Below are 16044 nucleotides of genomic sequence, written 5' to 3'. Positions count from 1 at the left end.
GTCTTTGCGGATTACACTTTTATGCTCTGATCCACTTCCATATCTCTTTCGGCGTCGCATTCTTACCATACATAAGAATACCGACCTCGAATATCTTCCCTGCCAGTTTGATCATCAGCCATACACTGATCATGAGTACGACAATGGCTAAGACAATCTCCACCCACGGCAGTTCGCCGAGCATAGCCATCCTCATGATCAACACTGCTGGCGATGTGAACGGGATGAACGAGCCGACGGTCGCTACGATGCCGCTCGGGTCACTCAAGATAGGTCCGATGAAGATGAAAGGAAGAAACGGCAGCATCATGATGACACCCTGGAAATTACCTGCTGAGCTTATGTCTTCGACGGTTGCGCCGAAGCCAACGAACATCGAGGCAAACAGAAGGTATCCGAGGATGGCGATGAGCACCATGATCAGCAGTTCAGGGACGAACAGCGATTCCAGTACTGGGACGTCCTCCAGTCGCCACGCTGCGAGCGGTACTCCGAACCCTAACCAGACGATGACCTGACTCAACCCGAGACCGAAATAGCCGATGATCTTTCCTTGCATCAATTCTCCAGGTGTCATCGAGGACAAGACGATTTCCGAGACCTTCTCTTTCTTTTCCTGGGAGGCACTTTGGAAAATCATCATCCCTGTGAATACGATCGCAAACAGAACAATCAGCGAAAAGATTCCCGGGATAATCAACTCTCCCTCCGTTACGCTTGATTGAGCCGATCCTTCCTCTTCTGATGACGGGGCATTTGCTTCCGATTTTTCAAACATGATGCCGGACGTGATTTGCTGAAGCTCGGATTCTGAAAGCCCCAATTGTTCGAATTGATAGGCTTGAATCGGTTGACTCAAAATTTGAAGCTGGGTAAAGAAAGAATCGGTTACTTCTTCACTCGTTTTCACTTCGACGACGCCAGTTTCTATCGCATCCTCCGTCAAAGTTAGTAGCGCTTGATTGTCCTGATCTTCTATCGAATTCAAGACAGCTTCCTCATTATCTTGTACCACTTCGATATCCCAATTAAGGGATTCCTGGTTATCCACAAACTCTTCGATTTGCGGCGCAATCCCCACCTCGTCTTGAAGATACACTTGCATCGCTTCTGCATCATTCGTGCTGTCCGAACCTGACAACAGAGTCGGCAGAAACGTAAATATCAGAATAAAGACCGGCGTCAGCAAAGTGGAAATGATGAACGACTTGTTCGTCGCATTCCGCTTGTATTCCCATTTGGCTACTTTCCACGTATTACGCATGATTCGCTCCCCCTCCGCTCTTCATCAGATCTTTCTCTGTCGCGATGCCTACGAAAATCTCATGCAAGGAAATTCTGTCAATCGTCATCTCTTGGATGATGGATGCTTGAGGCATATGCGTGACCCATGTCGGGAGGTGGACATCCTTCTCCAAATAAAGCACCGTTCTATTCCCGTCCTGTTCCACACTCTGGACCGATGGTAGGTTTTCAAAAAGGGAAGCTTCATTTTCTCCAACAATGGTACATTTGTAATTGGAATACTGTTCCTTGACCTCTTCCATGCTCCCTTGAATGACGGTTTTCCCTTTATGTATGAGCAGCAGGTCATCCGCGATCTCTTCGATGAGGTTCATCTGGTGCGAGGAAAGCAGGATGGCCGTTCCATTGTCGGCAAGCTCCCTTATCTCCCGTTTGAACACGTCTTGGCTGACAGGATCGAGTCCTGAGAATGGTTCATCAAGGATCAATAATTCCGGTTCATGGATGATCGACGCGATGAACTGGGCCTTCTGCGCCATCCCTTTGGATAGTTCCTCGACAGACACTTTGTCTTTCCCTTCCAAGCCGAACTTCTTCAAGTACTCTAGCGCACGTGCTTTCGCCTTTTTCTTCGGGTAATCCTTCAAATCCGCAAAGTAAAGGATGATATCCATGATCTTCACGTTCTTGTACAAGCCCCGCTCCTCCGGTAGATAGCCGACCTTCTGGTGAGGGACCCCTTGTTTCGGATGGCCTTGATACTGCACATCCCCTTCATCCGGCTGCATGATGCCCATCATGCTCCTGATCGTCGTCGATTTACCGGCACCGTTCGGACCGAGAATCGCCGTGATCATCCCTTTTTTCACACTGAAGGAGATATCTTTCACGATCTGTTTATCTTTATAGGACTTGCCGAGGTTGTCTACGGTAAGTAATGTCTGATTCATTCTGCTCTCCCTTTCTTGTTTTCTCTAACTCTATTTACGGACAAAAGAGGGGAATGTTTCAACTAATTTCCAAACTTCTGTGATAAATCTATCTTTTGTCCAAGAGTTTCTCTTAGTCTATAATACAACTAACTTACATAAAATGGAGGCTATTCATGGAATCGAATGCTAAGAACCAAACCGTGTCCTTGATCGAGTATAAGGACACCTACGAACACCTCTTATCCGGCTACCATCTACCAGAAGAACAACAGACGTTCACGAGCCTTCCCTTACAAAAAATCCACAACCCAGACGTTTCGGAGACGTCCACCCACGTTCTGATCTTGGAGGGCGACAGACCTGTTGGCTACTTTGCGCTCGAGGACGGCGAGAAAGCGAGAAGATACAGCGACAACCCGAATGCAAGAGTCCTGACCTCCTTCTCCATCGATTCTAATTTTCAAGGCAGAGGGATGGCGAAGGAAGGATTGAAGCTGCTTCCTTCTTTTGTCGAAGCGTATATTCCTGATTCTGATGAGGTCGTACTCGGGGTGAATAAAAGGAATACGGCAGCAATCGGATTATATTTGAAGACTGGCTTTGTGGATGAAGATGAAGTGTATGAAGGGAGAAAAGGGCCTCAGCATGTGTTTCATTTGTACATGTAGAGAACAGATGGATTTTTCATAAATATAAAATTGATCGCTATCTCCCCTCAGACACCAGATCAGTCATTGACGACGAGCGAGAAGAACAAACTTTCTTATCAAGTCGTCAGTGATTCTACACAAGAGGTCATCAAGAAATACAACCTCTTGTTCGAAATGTCCGTGCGAATGTCGATTATATGTACCGGGCGGAACCGAGAGAAATGCTCATGCATCTGAAAAAATAATATGGAATAATGAAAACAGAAAAAGGGGAAGCACCGTCCCCTTCTTCTGTTTTTATCTATTTAAAGAAGGAGTATAGCCATGAACAGATTCGTATTCGGAATCCTGGTGGTCATTACCACTGCATTGATGGGTTCGTCGTTTGCCGTAGGAAAAATCGCGATTGCCTACATATCCCCATTATTGTTGAGTGCATTCCGATTCATCCTAGCAGGCAGCATCATGGTAATCAGCGTCTTGTACTTAAGAAGACCACAGCCTGAAGGAAGGAAAGATTGGTTGTTGATCGGATTGATCGGACTCTTCCAAACGGCAGGCGTGATGGGATTCATATTCATCAGTTTAAGGTCGATTCCCGCCAGCGAATCCTCTATCTTGACGTTCACAAACCCACTGATCGTGATTGTACTCAGTACCATTTTCCTGAAAAAACGGTATAACACGAGGCATTGGTTCGGCGTAAGTTTAGGATTCTTAGGCGTCTTCATCACATTAGGAGGACAATTGAACTTAGAGACCGGCACCATACTCAGCTTGCTCGCTGCCGTATCGTGGGCTATTGCTACCATCCTCATCAACGTATATGGAAAGAGATTTGATGTGTGGGTTTTATCAGGCTATCAAATGTTATTCGGCGGCCTCTTCTTGTTAGCTTCGAGTTTCCTGTTCGAGCAACAAGAAATGGTCATCAATGCTGCATCCGTCAGCCTTACTCTGTGGTTAGCCATCATGGCTTCTGTCGTCCAATTCACCATCTGGTTCTTTCTTCTTCAGAAAGGCGATCCTGGAAAGACGAGTGCCTTCTTATTCCTTGCGCCATTCTTTGGTGTGCTGTTCGGATGGTTGTTGTTAGGCGAAGAGTTGAAGATTGGTACACTTGGTGGAGGACTTCTTATTCTTGTAGGAATCTTTCTCGTCAATTGGACTAGGAAGAGTCCTGTACCTCAAGTGGAAGATAAAGCCTTTGAATACGGCCATCAAAAAATAAAATAGGGAGCTGACCGCTCCCTATTTGATAAAATCACTTTCCTCTTTACCCATCACATCTCAAAAAGGATAATTCCTATCTTCTGCCGTGGCCACCCTAACCCATTGTTCTATTGAACCGGGTTCTTCTTTTTGCTGTTGGTCGGAGCTTCTAATAATCCCATACCGGAAAATGAGATAATGCTCTTCGCCAATCTAATAAAAGAGGAATATGGTTGTTGAAATCGAATCTAGTAATCTATGCGACATTCCACAAGTAGAGTACAGGTGAGAATCTGAGCACATGGATTTATTAAAGTCCCAAGGAGGAAATGGCAATGAGCCGAAACGAGCTACTATTAAATGTATTGGATTCAACATTCGACAAAGAGCATTGGTATGCCCCTTTTAAAAATGCCACGGAAGGACTTACTGCAGAACAGGCAACCTGGACTCCGTCTGGGGAGTCCACCAAGAGCATCTGGGAGAATGTGAACCACCTCCTTTATTACAAAGAGAGACTGGCTGTCACCATGGAAGGCGGCGAGTGGAAGAACGATCTTGACGGAGATGAAACCTTCCACCTTACGGACCAACCACAAAGCGACGAGGAATGGAACCAAGTTGTAGAACGCGCCAAGGAGGCTCACCACCGTTTACGACAGGTATTGAGTGAAACCTCCGACAGCGAGCTGGAATCTCTTGAACAGAAGTTACTGGATATCATGCTCCATGATGCTTATCACACCGGCCAAATCATTCAACTGAGGAAAATGCAGGGTTCTTGGCCATCGAACCGATAGAAAAGAAACGAAAGGGATTTATATCCCTTTCGTATTCATCAGCACGATCCTCCACCCATCAGGATCCTCTATAGTGACACCTTTTTCTTTCCAATACGGGTTTTCAGCCTCCACTTCTTCATAGCCCATTTGCGAGAGTCTCCCAGAAACAGTGGAAAGCTGCTTTTCGTCTTCGATATAAAATACCAATAGGTTATCTGTAGAAGGCGCTGGGCATGGACTTCCACTTTCATGGCTAGTGAATTCCAGTTGGTAGGTAAGGTCCGGCAGTCCGAAAACCACTCCGTCGTATCCACTGTGTCCATAGAATTCCGCTACTCTCTCCAAGCGAAGTCCCTTCTCGTAAAATTCGATCACTGACTCCATTTTATCTGTCGGTCTTGCGATTCTTATTTGATTTGCCTGAAACGAATGGAAATTCATGCTTTGCCTCCTACGTTATAAACCATTGACCGTTCAATGCCTTGATATATCGATCCGCAGACCTTTGCACGGCACGGGCTGCCTCTTTTTCTACCACATTGTGAAAAGCGTTATATAACTTACTGAACTCCAACGGCTCCACTTTTTCCGCCATCTGTTGCACCTTGTTTGCTGGAAGTGGAATCAAATTCGGGTAGCTGTACATGAAGCTGACCCAATCCGTATCTTGAACCACTTGAATGATATCTCCTGTCAAAAGGACACCGCTTCCGTGGTCCCCATTTTTCCAATGAAGTACCGCTCCGCCTTTGAAATGTCCACCCAGTCGATGTAAGGTGATGCCTCCTGGAAGCTCCTTCTCTTCTCCGTTCCAAAATTGGATATGTTCACTCGGTTCCATGACCCATTCTTGATCATCCTGATGAATATATACAGGGGCATCGAATGTCTCCGCCCAGTCGACCTGGCGGGAGTAGTAATGGGGATGAGAAAGGGCGATCGCATCAATCCCACCCTTGGACTGGATGAATTCGACCGTTTCCTGATCCAGATACGTCAGGCAGTCCCATAAGATCGTGAACCCGTTCTGCACAATCAGATAAGCGGTCTGTCCGATTCCGAACTTCGGCGTCGTCGTTATACTGTACAGCCCTTCTTCTTCCTTCGTAATGACGTTTCGATAGTTCCCGCTCTCTACCAACGCTTCGTGTGTTGTCCAAGCCTGGCCTTCTACAGGAACGTACTGTCTTTCTTCCTCACAAATCGGACATTGGGACGGAGCAGTTGAACTTTCGGGATACTGAACGCCGCATGTACTGCAAATATATTTCTGCATGTTTCTTCCTCCTAGTCGTTACCTTCTATAATTAAGAGTACCGAAACGGTTGAGTGGATACATCGGGCATATAAACGAGGTTGTCTACAACTTTGGATGTAGATGAGACTCACTATTAAGAAAAGATTTTATTGCCCTCTTTATTACTTCAGGCTTTTCCAGGTGAACACTATGCCCGGATCCTTCCGCTAACAAATAGCTCGTCCGAGCGTTCATCTTGGTTTGATCATGAATCAGCTCTTGCCATATGTTTTCTATTTCCTCGGCTTCTGACTTTCGTAATCCTTCCCTTTCTACCATTTGACTGATGGATGTCTTCGGATCCCGGCCTATAACTATCGTGGGAGTAGCGGGAAATGACATAGGCATATCCTCTCCTCTACACAGGAGGTCATATTCAATCTCTTCCCTTAGAGCTTCGAACATAGAAGGATTGCTCAAGAATGCTTCTACTTCTGTATGCCTGCTGCTTGGTAAGGATGTTTGGAGCTCGTCAATCCAATCTTTCAACTCTTCTTTCAGATCTTCTTTGGTAAGACCAGCATATGTTTCACATGTCTCCATCCAAGCTTCCGTACTACCTCCGTCTTCTCCTTCGACCTCGACTTCATCCAGTTTATAAGCGTCATTTGAGGTGGAATCTACTAAGACGAACCCACCAGCCACTTCCGGATTCTCCTGAGCAAACTGCTGAAGAATGAGTCCTCCATAGGAATGCCCTACTAGAATAGGAGAATGGATATCGAGTTTCGTGATCAGAGCCTTGAGATCCTTTGCGCTCTCCCGGGTGTTTCTCGATGCTGTCCCTTTATCACTTCGACCACAGCCAGCCCTATTGTAAACGATGACCCTTGCGTATCTGGATAACTTCTCACAGAGGGGTTCCCATTCGGATAAAGGGCTGACCATGCCGGGTTGAATGATGATCGTTCTACCTGTCCCGTTCATCCAAACCTCTAGATTTTTGTCACCAATATCGACGAGAGCCTTCATATAATCACCTCCGGATATTCATTCAAATGCCTCGACAATATCTAAAGGAGATGTAACCTTCCTCCTCTGAGTTCCCATATCCTCTCTTCTCCTTTTGAAAAACGAACCCCTTTGCCTCGTAAAAAGGAATCCCTTTCTGGTTGCCCTTCGCCACCGACACCCATTGTTCCGTGGCACGGAATTCCTCTTTCTGCTGTTTGGTGAGAGCTTCTAATAACAGCGTGCCGATTCCTTCATTCCGTCTGTTCGGATCTAGATAAAGAACGAACACTTCTCCTGCATGTTCCTCGATCATTCCTCCACCGATTGCTCCGATTACGTCGCCTTCTTCTACTGCGACAAAATAACCTCCCCACTCCCTGCTCGTGTGGGTTACTTCACTTTCTACTCTTTCATGATTATAGAATTCCTCTATTATTCTCTTTATGTATGCTTCGCTTCGTATTTCATGGTAGGTTGCCCAGTAGCCGGCACTGCACACTTTTGAGATTCCGGCGACGTGACTTGGGGCTGCTTTTAAAATCTGTATCATTATTCATCTATACCGCCTTGTTTCTTAAAGTCCTCCAAGATGGTTCTGTTATTCGAAGTCATGGGAGGTAATGACTCCAAGTCAAAAAACTGAACGTCCTTCGTCTCGAGCTCATCCGCTGCAGGCGTGCCTTCATAATTGGTGCATATGTAAATGACATTCACAAAATAGACCTCGTCACCGTTAGGATAAATGTAATGCTGAGAGTCGCCAGAATAGATGTGGAACAGCTGTAGCTCTATTACTCGTAGACCGGTCTCCTCGAATACTTCCCGTCTGACCGTATCTTCCACCGACTCTCCGACTTCCACTGCCCCGCCTGGGTGAGACCAGTACTGGTTATCCGTCCTATGCTGCAGGAGAACCCGGTTCTGATCATCTAGAATCAGACAACCTGCGACGCTCACGACCAGTGGCATCGATCCGACCTTTTCACGTACTTCTTTGATATAGTCAGCCACATAGACACTCCTTCCTAAGCAAAAATCCCAACTATTCATACCATGCTTTTAAGGGTCTATCTTCTGGGAATCCATACTTCTCACGATACACCTTTCTTTCCTCCGTGAAACCAAACCATTGCCTGTCGCTATCAGGGTCGTTCGCATGATGAACAACACAACGGATTTGGTCTTCCACACAGCTATCCGTCCAGACACCCAACTTCTGTTCTAATTCATCGAAAAGGGCAGCAGGATCCTCATCCTTTATTTCCGACAAAGAGAAGACTTCCAACTGGAAAACGAGCTTCTCCGCCAGTTTGTATCCAATCGAAGGTACAGTTTGGAAATCAGCCAACCCCTTAATGATTTTCGCCCTTTCATGTGGAATGTCCAGCATGTGGGCTATATCTTCTTCGTTGAACGCATGTACCTCGCCTAGCTTCACTTTCGCTTTTCTGAGTTTTGACTTTTCAACATCTGTTAAAGGCAGTTTCGTGTTTTTACTCAACGATAACTCTCCTTTTCCATGGATTCATTGCTTTCGCGTGACAGAACAGTATTGTACTCCTACCAAACCCATATGAACCCAACTACCAAAGCAAGAATGATGCCATAGAAAGCTATGTTTCTTGCAAGCTGATGTTCTTTAGATGAGTTGTTCTGATTTTCTGGTAGACTCTGAGGAAATAACAATGCCCATCCCCACCAGAAGACGAAGAACCCTATGGTCAATCCGATTGAGCGTGTGATGGACTCCACCCAATCCATAGTCAGGAGGAATGTTAAAAGGAAAGCTAACACACCGGCGGCAAGAGGGTAATAAATCAGATACTTTAACTTCTGTTTCTTGGTTAGCCTTTTCAAAATAACCACCCCTCTCCAGCACTCATCGGAATACATTTTTCCATTGATCCACTTCCCCGTCCGGCACGTTGAAAAAGGTTCCTGCATTTTTCCTGACGACAGCCGTCCGGTCGCCATAGTACACGAACCATTTGTCTCCATCCATTTTGAAAATCACGTCGGGATTCCCTTCATAGCCATTCCTTTTGGCATCTTCGATCGGGATACGTTCGAGGTTCATCGTCAGCGTTTCAATCTGCTCCACAACCTCGTGCTCTTCTATCACTTGAGTGGGTTTTGTATCATTCCCCACTTCGTATATTTCCACCTTCTGTCCGCTCTCTTCTGAACAGCCAAGCAGGAGGAGGAATAACGCAAGGAGGCCAAGCATCTTGGAGAATTTCATCCACTCCTTCCCCCTTTTCTATCAGATCAAGTTACTTAATCATTTACTCTATTTTTTCTTTGATCGACACACTGCTCGTGAACAGGATATAATCTTCCTTCGTCGTCTTCACTACGAACCTTTCTGTCGAGGCATATGGGAAGCCGATCCTGATTGCCGCCCGCTCTTGACCGGAGTACGTCTCATCACTGATGACTTCGATGATTTCAGACTTCGGAATTTCTATTTTGCTGAACTGCCATTTGATCATGACATTGTCGCCCTTTTCTTTTACTTTCACATCGAGCATCCCGATTCCTCCATTTCTTTCAAAAGTATGTATTCATCATCTCAACTGCTGCGGCTCATCCGCGTACCGACCCAGCCGCAATCCGTGCAGACATTGGGATTAATATTCGTGTTTTTTTTATTTGTAAAAAGCTTATCTCCATCTGGATTCTTCACCAACAGACCTTTCAGACCGTCTGCCACATAGCACTCCACCATATTCCCTTCGCACTTCGAACAGATTTTATCAGACATTGTTCATGCACCTCTTTCGACAATTATGGACTGTACTATACTCTACGACCAGGAAATGAATTGGTTTCATTTACCAGTTACTTTCATAAAAAAAGACGACCGTCCCGATTCAGACAGTCGCCTTTCCTTATAGTTCTTCTTTCCCTATTGAGAACCCGTCAAACAATCGGCCACCATATGGAGCCAGCACCTTATCGACCAATTGGACGACTTTCCCCTTTTCGCCTGAAACGTAAAAAGTATCGAAGGCGTCTATGAATTCCTCCGCGAATGACTCGTCAAACCGCTTCAGCTCACGGACGACCCACTTCGAGGTACCGATCCAGTGACAATTCGTCCTCAGTACGAATTCCTGGACCAGTTCAGCCAGAGAGTTGGCTATGAACAGATCCTCAGCACGACTCTCGCTTCCGAGGAAATCATCAAGGGCATCGGTCAGGAAATAGCGCTTCGTCCGGATGAACTCTTCCGACCATTCTTCCGGTCCCCGGTCCACTATGGTCTGGGACTCTTTTTTCAGAGAATCCAGAATCCCTTCATCTTTCAGAACGATCCCTTCTGCAATCATCCTCGGCATTGTCGGTGTGCCGGATTCACAGTCCATCGCGATGAACTGTTTGTAAGATGTCAGGTTATGGGCGAATAACTCCACAGGCCACCCCGACTCCACTAAGGACTCTCGGAACGACCATGGAAGGTTCTTATCAAAAATCACGATGTCGAGGTCCGACGTTTCGGTCGCCTCCCCGCGAACGACACTCCCAGCAAGCAGTGCCCCTTGGCAATCCGGAAAACGTTCTGCAATCAACCGCTTTGCTGCCTCCAACGGCTCAAGCCTCTCCATTCGACTCCTCCTCCTCTAGATACCCTTTTTTCACACCATATCGAATCAGCTCTTCGTACGGGTCACCGGAAATACCCAGCGCTTCACAGAACGCAGGCTCCGTTTTGTACCCGAGCTCTCTCCGCTTCATTATTTCACTTTGGAGTGCCGGATTACCTTCCAAGACTTTATGCTCCACCATCATATGTACATAAGCGTTCTGCCGTTCGACTGGTTGGTCTTGGCCGAACAGCTCCAGCTCGAAACCACCTGCAGAGAAATTCGCCTTCACTACTTCACGACCTCTTATCTTCTTTCTTTTCAACTTGAAACCAGAGAGGCGCCCGTATAGCGCTTCAAGCTTCTTTTCAAACTGCGCAAGGTCATGGACTTCCATGATGATATCGAGGTCCGACTCCTCTACGTCGACGCCAATGGGGATCGTGCCGCATAGGACTGGATGGTAGGCGTGTAGATCCTCGAATATATTAAGGTCCTTAATCGTTTGATAAGCAGCTTGTTGCTTCGGATTACCATCTTTCATTTTCTCGAAAAGATCCATGGCGCCTCTCCTCTTTGCTATTTCGATTCATAGCTTTTAATTAATCTGATAACCCAGTATAGAACGATCCAAGGAAGGATGAATTGGGTCGCCCATTCCACTGCACCTAGCAGGGCAATGAATACGTAAGTGGTGTTAATTCCGATAATGTTTAGTGTTATGTAGACAACGGCTACGAACAGTAGTGTGAGCAGGATATCGACCCGGGGCAACTTTTTCAAGATCATTTGCATGCTATTCACCTCCCGAACATCTCAAGGTTAATTAAGTATCTCCCATAGTTTATTGTTCTCCATCTCTATCCATTGACCGAAGATCCCGACCGTTCTCGTGATCATCTCTTCACCTTCAGCCTGTTCGAAGGTTTGTTCCAGAGTAGCGAATAGCCCGGCGTTCCGGAAATGAGAGGATTGGAACCTGATTGGATCGTCCCCGTTCCAACATGTTCCGTCGGTTTCACAAACGATGTTGTGTTCTTCTGAAATCCATTCGTGGAAGGCTGCTTCGGATGGCGTTGTCGCCACCATTGCTAAAATCAGTCCGACCATTACTGTAAAAACTAATAGTGCCACTTTCTTCAATCATCAAAACCCTTTCGTATGTACAACTTTCTATTTTATATATCGCGTCTGAACCACCAAATCAAGAACAAGACTACGGCAGTGAGGAACCATATAAGCGCAACCCAGTACTTTCTTTCCGTCTGCTTCTTTCCAGTTCCAGCAACAGCTATTGCTACGACTATTGGAATAGCGAGCGCCATCCACATCCAAAAGCTCACAAAACCCTCTCCGTTTACTTTTATTTAGGATTTCTTCTATAAATGGCATGACCTTTCTTCGCTTAGTGATGCCTTCCTTGGAAGATTATAGATGAAATCTGTTGAAATTTTTTATGAATTTGTCGTGAGCCTTAAATGCTTATCCCCTAAGACCGTGATGACTATATTCCACCTCGGATGAATCACGAGGTGATTGTCGCCATCAAACTCCAAGACAATGTGGATTTCATCATCTACATTGGTGAGAACGGCCATTCTTTTGTTTTCCTTATCGATATAAGGCTTCAGACTTCCTACCATTTCTACTTTCCAATCGAAAAAGTCCAACATTCCACCTCCTCTTTTTCATAACTAGACTAATCCCAAGACATCCGTCTGCATTAGTGTAAAGAACAATACAAGGACAAATACTAGGTCACTAACCGTCACTTTGAAGGCATTCGGATTCTGCGCATACTTCCGTTCCATAACCGCACGACCTATTAGAGAGGCAACAATATAAATGGATAGAATAGCCCAAGGCTCAAAAAACCAATACGGATCTGTCGAAGAATTTATAGCGAACCCGATCATGATACTGATTATCGCAGCAACACGGATAATCCAATCCACCTTTTTATGTTTTTCATTAACGTAGTTATTGGAGAAGAAGTTCCCCCGCTCCACTTTCAACCATTTACTCATGATGGCATGAAACGAATACAACAACAGTAATACTACTGCAATCACGATGGCTAATCTCAGCCAGAAAGCAGGCTCTAACCAATACCAAAACATTGACATTCCACCTCACCTTTACATTCTCGCTATGGAATGGTCCCCAAGGAAGGGGCACCATTCTTAAACAGTGCTCAATGTTGTCCCGACAGGATCTACAGTATGCAAGTCATCTTGCGAAAAGTGGACCGAGCGCAGGCGCGTCGATTCTTCATCAATGAAATGCAGTTTCCATTCCTCGTTCCCAATCCGAACCTCTGAGTTACTCTCGGAATACAGGTCAAGATCCAGTAAGTCCGCTATTATTCGCGGTTTTCCATCTTGGAAGGGCAATCCGATGTCCATCGCATTGACGAGCGTCCCTTTGTCGTGGACTACGCCCTGTCTTCTTTGCAATTCGATTCTGAATTTCCACGGCGTCGAAACAAACGTCCGCCGTTCTCCTTCATTAATCTTCAAGTTCAGGTCCTTAGCCTTATCGATGATACGTTCGTACTCGTCTTCCCCCACAAGTAGACCTATATGATCGAACCTATCTGCTTTTCCATACCCGAATGTGATATTCGTCTGTCCCTTCACCATTTCGATGATTTGGAACGAAATTCCTTTATTCCTGAAATCGTCCCATTCCAGAGGCGGGTTGAACGTTTGCATCTCCCCCTCATGCCGTCCGACTCGCAATACCGTTTCGAAACCTTGCTCTCTATAGAAATCTTCCATCTGTTCGACAAGTTCAGTCCACCAATGGTAGTGAAACAACTTCATGCTATACCTCCTTACTGAATGGCCATTCTTCATCGCAATACCTCCTCGCCATCAGAATACATGGCGGAGGGCAGGATGGAATCGGATATTGGATGGATGCTGCCTACTTCTTTTGATGGATAATTCCATGCTCTCTTCCTTCCATTATGAACCATTTCATCTAAGTAGAAAAGAAGATGAAAACCAGTATGCAGTGGTATCAATCAAGCTGACGGTTTTATCGATCAATACAGCCCCATTATCAATCAGCCGCTTCGGCCTATCGCACGCTATTATCGCCTTATCGACAATCGTCCCATTTTATCGATCAAAGGCGCCCGTTTATCAATCACCACCCTCCCACGCAGCAAGCGCCCTTCTTCTCCTCCCCCCTCCCTATATGGTATTCTTAAGATAACTAACTTCAATTTTCCACCAATTTCAATAAGGGGCTGAGCGATGATGGAAGACTTCTACTCTTCTACTTTGAAGAACCTTGAAAAGACATTCATGCCTCACCTTTCCGAGTATCAGCAGTTCATCGATTTCGAGACCATGAGAAAAATGAAGCAGGTCGCGAAGGATAAACGCCCTGTCTATTTCGACCTTCATATAGAAGAGATCGTAGAGTTGAAGACGCGGACGATCATCGATTTGTATTGGGACGGTATTCTGATGTCGGCGACGATCCCTTCGAAGAAGCCATTCCACACGACGATTGAGATTTTGAGCAAACCGCCGGAGAAGTTTATAGCGAGGCTCGACTGGTTCGAGAAGCGTAAAGCGTTCCTCCCTTCGTATTTGAAAGAGGAATTCGCCCGCCGTAAAGGACTCGAGGATACGTTATGTCAGTTTTCGATGAAACTTTTCACCTACCTCAATACGTATATAGACTACGAGGAGCGTCCGCTTAAAAAGGAAGGGACAGCTGATGTTCCGGATAAGGCGGTTCTCCCCGAGCGGTTCCAAGACTGGGACTTCACGTTTTTGGAAAAGCACCCAGGTCTCAAAAAGCGGTGGCTGGACTTGGTGCAGCGTACGGCGAGACAGTACGAGCGTATTGAAGAACTCGAGATCGAGGAGAAATTCGCACTGGAAACGATGGTCGACAAAGACGTCCCTTCCTTCATCGAATCGTTCCAGAAACTATCAGATAAGAACAAGGAACTCAAGAAGGACGACCTACTTGAAACGATCCGTCACTTGAGGTTGTTTATCGAAGACCTCGAGAGGAAAGAAGAGGAGAATCATTCGTACAGCTTCGATAAGAAGAGAGTGTTCATCTCCTCGAAATACAACAAAACGGACTAGGCCCTCGCATGTAAACTATGTGTCTCACACAATAGAAAGGGAGAATGACGATGGACCCGAAATCTGTAGATAACGAACGTGTCATCACTACGGAAGATGTGGATACGACGCTGATCGAAAAGGAAGATATCGAACGTTTGAATCAGGAGGCGGAAACCTATGCCGAGCGATTCGAATCCTCTGAAGACGCTTCGCTCTCGAATGTACTGAAGGAGCTTTCCGACCTCGGGGAAAAAGAGCAGCGCGTTGCCGGTGAAGCGATGGAGACGATGAAGCGTCCTGTGAACGACCTGATGAAGAAGAGCAACAATGACATTCCCCAAACGTTGAATGAGCTGGAGAAGGTCGTGTCAGACCTTGACCCGAAACGGACGGAAGGCAACGGCGTACAGAAGTTCTTTTTCAAATTGAGTAAAGCGAAACCGATTGATCGCTATATGAAGAAATATGAAACCATCGACGGCAAGATCGATGTCATCGTCCGTAGCCTCTTGGCAGGAAAGGACAAGCTCGAAGAAGATAGTGCGGAATTGCAGCTGATCAAGGAGAATGCAAGGAAGCGGATTTACGATTTAGAGAAGCAGATCTATTTCGGAAAACGGCTATTCGAGCTTTTACAAGAGAAAGAAGGAAACGGCGAGCATGACCCTGCCCTTCTCACCGAAGCAAAAGAAAAAATCATCACGCGGACGAGGAACATGACGCAGATGAAGGTCGTCCTGAACCAGAGTATGTCTTCTGTGGATATCATCAAGAACAACAATGAGAAATTGAAAGAATCGATTCGTAACGCGGTCACGTTGACGAAGAACATCATCACGATCTCCGCCGCGATCCAACTGGCGTTGAACAACCAGAGACAAGTGATTGATACAGTAAACGGCGTCAACAAAGCGACAGAAGAACTGCTGCTGTCGAACTCGCGTAGTCTGAAGGAAAACACGGAGAACACGACCCAGCTGATGGAGAATCCGGCGATTTCGATGGAAGCTCTACAAGAGTCCTTCGACAACGTATTCGAAGCGTTGAAGACGACGGAACAATCGTCCGAGCGTATCATCGCTTCGAGTCAGAAGTTCATCGAAGAGATGGATGATTTGAACCATCATGTACGGAGACGGATTTCGGAATCCAGCAAACTGACAGACTCGAGAATAGAGCAATAGTTTGAACCCTATATATAAACGTCCAGATACAGTTACTCTGGACGTTTTTTTGTATGGTATGTTTCCTGAAGGGCTCTTTTGTTTGACTTCGAGATAATATCGTG

Annotated in this window: 27 protein-coding genes; 7 read left to right on the top strand and 20 right to left on the bottom strand. The window is 46.0% G+C overall.

Features of this window, described 5'->3' with window-relative positions; translation table 11 throughout:
* Nucleotides 1-19: 19 nt before the first annotated feature.
* Together E4663_RS00940 and E4663_RS00935 are read right to left on the bottom strand one after the other, a co-directional pair.
* Entirely contained in the window at nucleotides 20-1264 is a 1245-nt protein-coding gene (locus E4663_RS00940; protein WP_135326332.1) for an ABC transporter permease, read from the bottom strand.
* On the bottom strand, nucleotides 1257-2195 hold the full coding sequence (locus E4663_RS00935) for an ABC transporter ATP-binding protein (protein WP_135326331.1): 939 nt from the start codon (nucleotides 2193-2195) through the stop codon (nucleotides 1257-1259). The genes E4663_RS00940 and E4663_RS00935 overlap by 8 nt, the downstream gene beginning before the upstream one ends.
* A gap of 155 nt (nucleotides 2196-2350) precedes the next feature.
* Between E4663_RS00935 and E4663_RS00930 the strand changes: the two genes are divergently transcribed.
* From E4663_RS00930 to E4663_RS00915, 4 genes are all read left to right on the top strand, one after another.
* Nucleotides 2351-2845, top strand: a complete 495-nt coding sequence (locus E4663_RS00930) for a GNAT family N-acetyltransferase (protein ID WP_135326330.1) — start codon at nucleotides 2351-2353, stop codon at nucleotides 2843-2845.
* Between the two features lie 30 nt (nucleotides 2846-2875).
* On the top strand, nucleotides 2876-3064 hold the full coding sequence (locus E4663_RS00925) for a redoxin domain-containing protein (protein WP_241657084.1): 189 nt from the start codon (nucleotides 2876-2878) through the stop codon (nucleotides 3062-3064).
* A gap of 87 nt (nucleotides 3065-3151) precedes the next feature.
* Nucleotides 3152-4063 (top strand): DMT family transporter, encoded by a 912-nt coding sequence (locus E4663_RS00920; protein ID WP_135326328.1) that lies wholly within the window; start codon nucleotides 3152-3154, stop codon nucleotides 4061-4063.
* 311 nt (nucleotides 4064-4374) lie between these two features.
* A complete protein-coding gene (locus E4663_RS00915; protein ID WP_135326327.1) occupies nucleotides 4375-4839 on the top strand; it encodes a DinB family protein in 465 nt (154 codons plus the stop codon).
* Between the two features lie 18 nt (nucleotides 4840-4857).
* On the opposite strand, the gene E4663_RS00910 is transcribed toward E4663_RS00915, so the two are convergent.
* From E4663_RS00910 to E4663_RS00830, 18 genes are all read right to left on the bottom strand, one after another.
* Complete coding sequence (locus tag E4663_RS00910) at nucleotides 4858-5262, bottom strand: VOC family protein (protein ID WP_135326326.1); 405 nt, start codon at nucleotides 5260-5262, stop codon at nucleotides 4858-4860.
* 10 nt (nucleotides 5263-5272) lie between these two features.
* Nucleotides 5273-6097 (bottom strand): MBL fold metallo-hydrolase, encoded by an 825-nt coding sequence (locus E4663_RS00905; protein ID WP_135326325.1) that lies wholly within the window; start codon nucleotides 6095-6097, stop codon nucleotides 5273-5275.
* An 84-nt stretch (nucleotides 6098-6181) separates the two neighbouring features.
* Nucleotides 6182-7090 (bottom strand): alpha/beta fold hydrolase, encoded by a 909-nt coding sequence (locus E4663_RS00900; protein ID WP_135326324.1) that lies wholly within the window; start codon nucleotides 7088-7090, stop codon nucleotides 6182-6184.
* 22 nt (nucleotides 7091-7112) lie between these two features.
* Nucleotides 7113-7622, bottom strand: coding sequence for a GNAT family N-acetyltransferase (locus E4663_RS00895; protein WP_135326323.1), 510 nt, complete (start codon nucleotides 7620-7622; stop codon nucleotides 7113-7115).
* A complete protein-coding gene (locus E4663_RS00890; RefSeq protein WP_158290381.1) occupies nucleotides 7622-8083 on the bottom strand; it encodes an NUDIX hydrolase in 462 nt (153 codons plus the stop codon). Before E4663_RS00890 ends, E4663_RS00895 begins: the two co-directional genes overlap by 1 nt.
* Before the next feature lie 31 nt (nucleotides 8084-8114).
* A complete protein-coding gene (locus E4663_RS00885; RefSeq protein ID WP_135326321.1) occupies nucleotides 8115-8573 on the bottom strand; it encodes a helix-hairpin-helix domain-containing protein in 459 nt (152 codons plus the stop codon).
* A gap of 59 nt (nucleotides 8574-8632) precedes the next feature.
* Entirely contained in the window at nucleotides 8633-8929 is a 297-nt protein-coding gene (locus E4663_RS00880) for a hypothetical protein (RefSeq protein WP_135326320.1), read from the bottom strand.
* Between the two features lie 22 nt (nucleotides 8930-8951).
* Nucleotides 8952-9314: a hypothetical protein gene (locus tag E4663_RS00875; protein WP_135326319.1), complete on the bottom strand. Its 363-nt coding sequence runs from the start codon at nucleotides 9312-9314 to the stop codon at nucleotides 8952-8954.
* A gap of 43 nt (nucleotides 9315-9357) precedes the next feature.
* Nucleotides 9358-9603 (bottom strand): SunI/YnzG family protein, encoded by a 246-nt coding sequence (locus tag E4663_RS00870; RefSeq protein ID WP_135326318.1) that lies wholly within the window; start codon nucleotides 9601-9603, stop codon nucleotides 9358-9360.
* Nucleotides 9604-9644: 41 nt separating this feature from the next.
* Nucleotides 9645-9836: a hypothetical protein gene (locus E4663_RS00865; RefSeq protein ID WP_135326317.1), complete on the bottom strand. Its 192-nt coding sequence runs from the start codon at nucleotides 9834-9836 to the stop codon at nucleotides 9645-9647.
* A 127-nt stretch (nucleotides 9837-9963) separates the two neighbouring features.
* Nucleotides 9964-10680, bottom strand: a complete 717-nt coding sequence (locus E4663_RS00860; protein WP_135326316.1) for a nucleotidyltransferase domain-containing protein — start codon at nucleotides 10678-10680, stop codon at nucleotides 9964-9966.
* Nucleotides 10667-11203, bottom strand: a complete 537-nt coding sequence (locus E4663_RS00855) for a DUF4269 domain-containing protein (protein ID WP_135327537.1) — start codon at nucleotides 11201-11203, stop codon at nucleotides 10667-10669. The genes E4663_RS00860 and E4663_RS00855 overlap by 14 nt, the downstream gene beginning before the upstream one ends.
* Before the next feature lie 35 nt (nucleotides 11204-11238).
* Entirely contained in the window at nucleotides 11239-11454 is a 216-nt protein-coding gene (locus E4663_RS00850; RefSeq protein WP_135326315.1) for a hypothetical protein, read from the bottom strand.
* Between the two features lie 27 nt (nucleotides 11455-11481).
* Entirely contained in the window at nucleotides 11482-11802 is a 321-nt protein-coding gene (locus E4663_RS00845) for a hypothetical protein (protein WP_206663470.1), read from the bottom strand.
* A gap of 35 nt (nucleotides 11803-11837) precedes the next feature.
* A complete protein-coding gene (locus tag E4663_RS19635) occupies nucleotides 11838-12002 on the bottom strand; it encodes a hypothetical protein (protein WP_158290380.1) in 165 nt (54 codons plus the stop codon).
* Between the two features lie 111 nt (nucleotides 12003-12113).
* A complete protein-coding gene (locus E4663_RS00840; RefSeq protein WP_241657083.1) occupies nucleotides 12114-12332 on the bottom strand; it encodes a hypothetical protein in 219 nt (72 codons plus the stop codon).
* 21 nt (nucleotides 12333-12353) lie between these two features.
* Entirely contained in the window at nucleotides 12354-12779 is a 426-nt protein-coding gene (locus E4663_RS00835) for a DUF4181 domain-containing protein (protein ID WP_079478931.1), read from the bottom strand.
* Between the two features lie 63 nt (nucleotides 12780-12842).
* Nucleotides 12843-13484, bottom strand: a complete 642-nt coding sequence (locus E4663_RS00830; protein ID WP_135326313.1) for a hypothetical protein — start codon at nucleotides 13482-13484, stop codon at nucleotides 12843-12845.
* A 115-nt stretch (nucleotides 13485-13599) separates the two neighbouring features.
* Here E4663_RS00830 and E4663_RS00825 point away from each other — a divergent pair, with 115 nt between their 5' ends.
* Genes E4663_RS00825 through E4663_RS00815 form a run of 3 tightly spaced genes read left to right on the top strand, consistent with a single transcriptional unit; the run spans nucleotide 13600 to nucleotide 15940 of the window.
* On the top strand, nucleotides 13600-13881 hold the full coding sequence (locus E4663_RS00825; protein WP_135326312.1) for a hypothetical protein: 282 nt from the start codon (nucleotides 13600-13602) through the stop codon (nucleotides 13879-13881).
* 44 nt (nucleotides 13882-13925) lie between these two features.
* On the top strand, nucleotides 13926-14774 hold the full coding sequence (locus E4663_RS00820; protein ID WP_135326311.1) for a hypothetical protein: 849 nt from the start codon (nucleotides 13926-13928) through the stop codon (nucleotides 14772-14774).
* Between the two features lie 50 nt (nucleotides 14775-14824).
* Entirely contained in the window at nucleotides 14825-15940 is a 1116-nt protein-coding gene (locus E4663_RS00815) for a toxic anion resistance protein (RefSeq protein ID WP_168927318.1), read from the top strand.
* Nucleotides 15941-16044 lie beyond the last annotated feature (104 nt).

It is taken from the genome of Halobacillus salinus (assembly GCF_004684905.1).
Taxonomy (GTDB): Bacteria; Bacillota; Bacilli; order Bacillales; family Halobacillaceae; genus Halobacillus; species Halobacillus salinus.
Note: the sequence above shows the minus strand (reverse complement) of the source record. Positions and strands in the feature narration are given on the sequence as shown.

Bases quoted from the DNA above. Each gene is read 5' to 3' on its own strand.
- E4663_RS00825 (WP_135326312.1), top strand. From the start codon at position 13,600: ATGGATAATTCCATGCTCTCTTCCTTCCATTATGAACCATTTCATCTA.
- E4663_RS00895 (WP_135326323.1), bottom strand. From the start codon at position 7,622: ATGATACAGATTTTAAAAGCAGCCCCAAGTCACGTCGCCGGAATCTCA.
- E4663_RS00875 (WP_135326319.1), bottom strand. From the start codon at position 9,314: ATGAAATTCTCCAAGATGCTTGGCCTCCTTGCGTTATTCCTCCTCCTG.
- E4663_RS00910 (WP_135326326.1), bottom strand. From the start codon at position 5,262: ATGAATTTCCATTCGTTTCAGGCAAATCAAATAAGAATCGCAAGACCG.
- E4663_RS00935 (WP_135326331.1), bottom strand. From the start codon at position 2,195: ATGAATCAGACATTACTTACCGTAGACAACCTCGGCAAGTCCTATAAA.
- E4663_RS00855 (WP_135327537.1), bottom strand. From the start codon at position 11,203: ATGAAAGATGGTAATCCGAAGCAACAAGCTGCTTATCAAACGATTAAG.
- E4663_RS00920 (WP_135326328.1), top strand. From the start codon at position 3,152: ATGAACAGATTCGTATTCGGAATCCTGGTGGTCATTACCACTGCATTG.
- E4663_RS00870 (WP_135326318.1), bottom strand. From the start codon at position 9,603: ATGCTCGATGTGAAAGTAAAAGAAAAGGGCGACAATGTCATGATCAAA.
- E4663_RS00850 (WP_135326315.1), bottom strand. From the start codon at position 11,454: ATGCAAATGATCTTGAAAAAGTTGCCCCGGGTCGATATCCTGCTCACA.
- E4663_RS00940 (WP_135326332.1), bottom strand. From the start codon at position 1,264: ATGCGTAATACGTGGAAAGTAGCCAAATGGGAATACAAGCGGAATGCG.
- E4663_RS00835 (WP_079478931.1), bottom strand. From the start codon at position 12,779: ATGTTTTGGTATTGGTTAGAGCCTGCTTTCTGGCTGAGATTAGCCATC.
- E4663_RS00900 (WP_135326324.1), bottom strand. From the start codon at position 7,090: ATGAAGGCTCTCGTCGATATTGGTGACAAAAATCTAGAGGTTTGGATG.
- E4663_RS00915 (WP_135326327.1), top strand. From the start codon at position 4,375: ATGAGCCGAAACGAGCTACTATTAAATGTATTGGATTCAACATTCGAC.
- E4663_RS00865 (WP_135326317.1), bottom strand. From the start codon at position 9,836: ATGTCTGATAAAATCTGTTCGAAGTGCGAAGGGAATATGGTGGAGTGC.
- E4663_RS00840 (WP_241657083.1), bottom strand. From the start codon at position 12,332: ATGTTGGACTTTTTCGATTGGAAAGTAGAAATGGTAGGAAGTCTGAAG.
- E4663_RS00830 (WP_135326313.1), bottom strand. From the start codon at position 13,484: ATGAAGTTGTTTCACTACCATTGGTGGACTGAACTTGTCGAACAGATG.
- E4663_RS00815 (WP_168927318.1), top strand. From the start codon at position 14,825: ATGGACCCGAAATCTGTAGATAACGAACGTGTCATCACTACGGAAGAT.
- E4663_RS00860 (WP_135326316.1), bottom strand. From the start codon at position 10,680: ATGGAGAGGCTTGAGCCGTTGGAGGCAGCAAAGCGGTTGATTGCAGAA.
- E4663_RS00930 (WP_135326330.1), top strand. From the start codon at position 2,351: ATGGAATCGAATGCTAAGAACCAAACCGTGTCCTTGATCGAGTATAAG.
- E4663_RS00820 (WP_135326311.1), top strand. From the start codon at position 13,926: ATGGAAGACTTCTACTCTTCTACTTTGAAGAACCTTGAAAAGACATTC.
- E4663_RS00905 (WP_135326325.1), bottom strand. From the start codon at position 6,097: ATGCAGAAATATATTTGCAGTACATGCGGCGTTCAGTATCCCGAAAGT.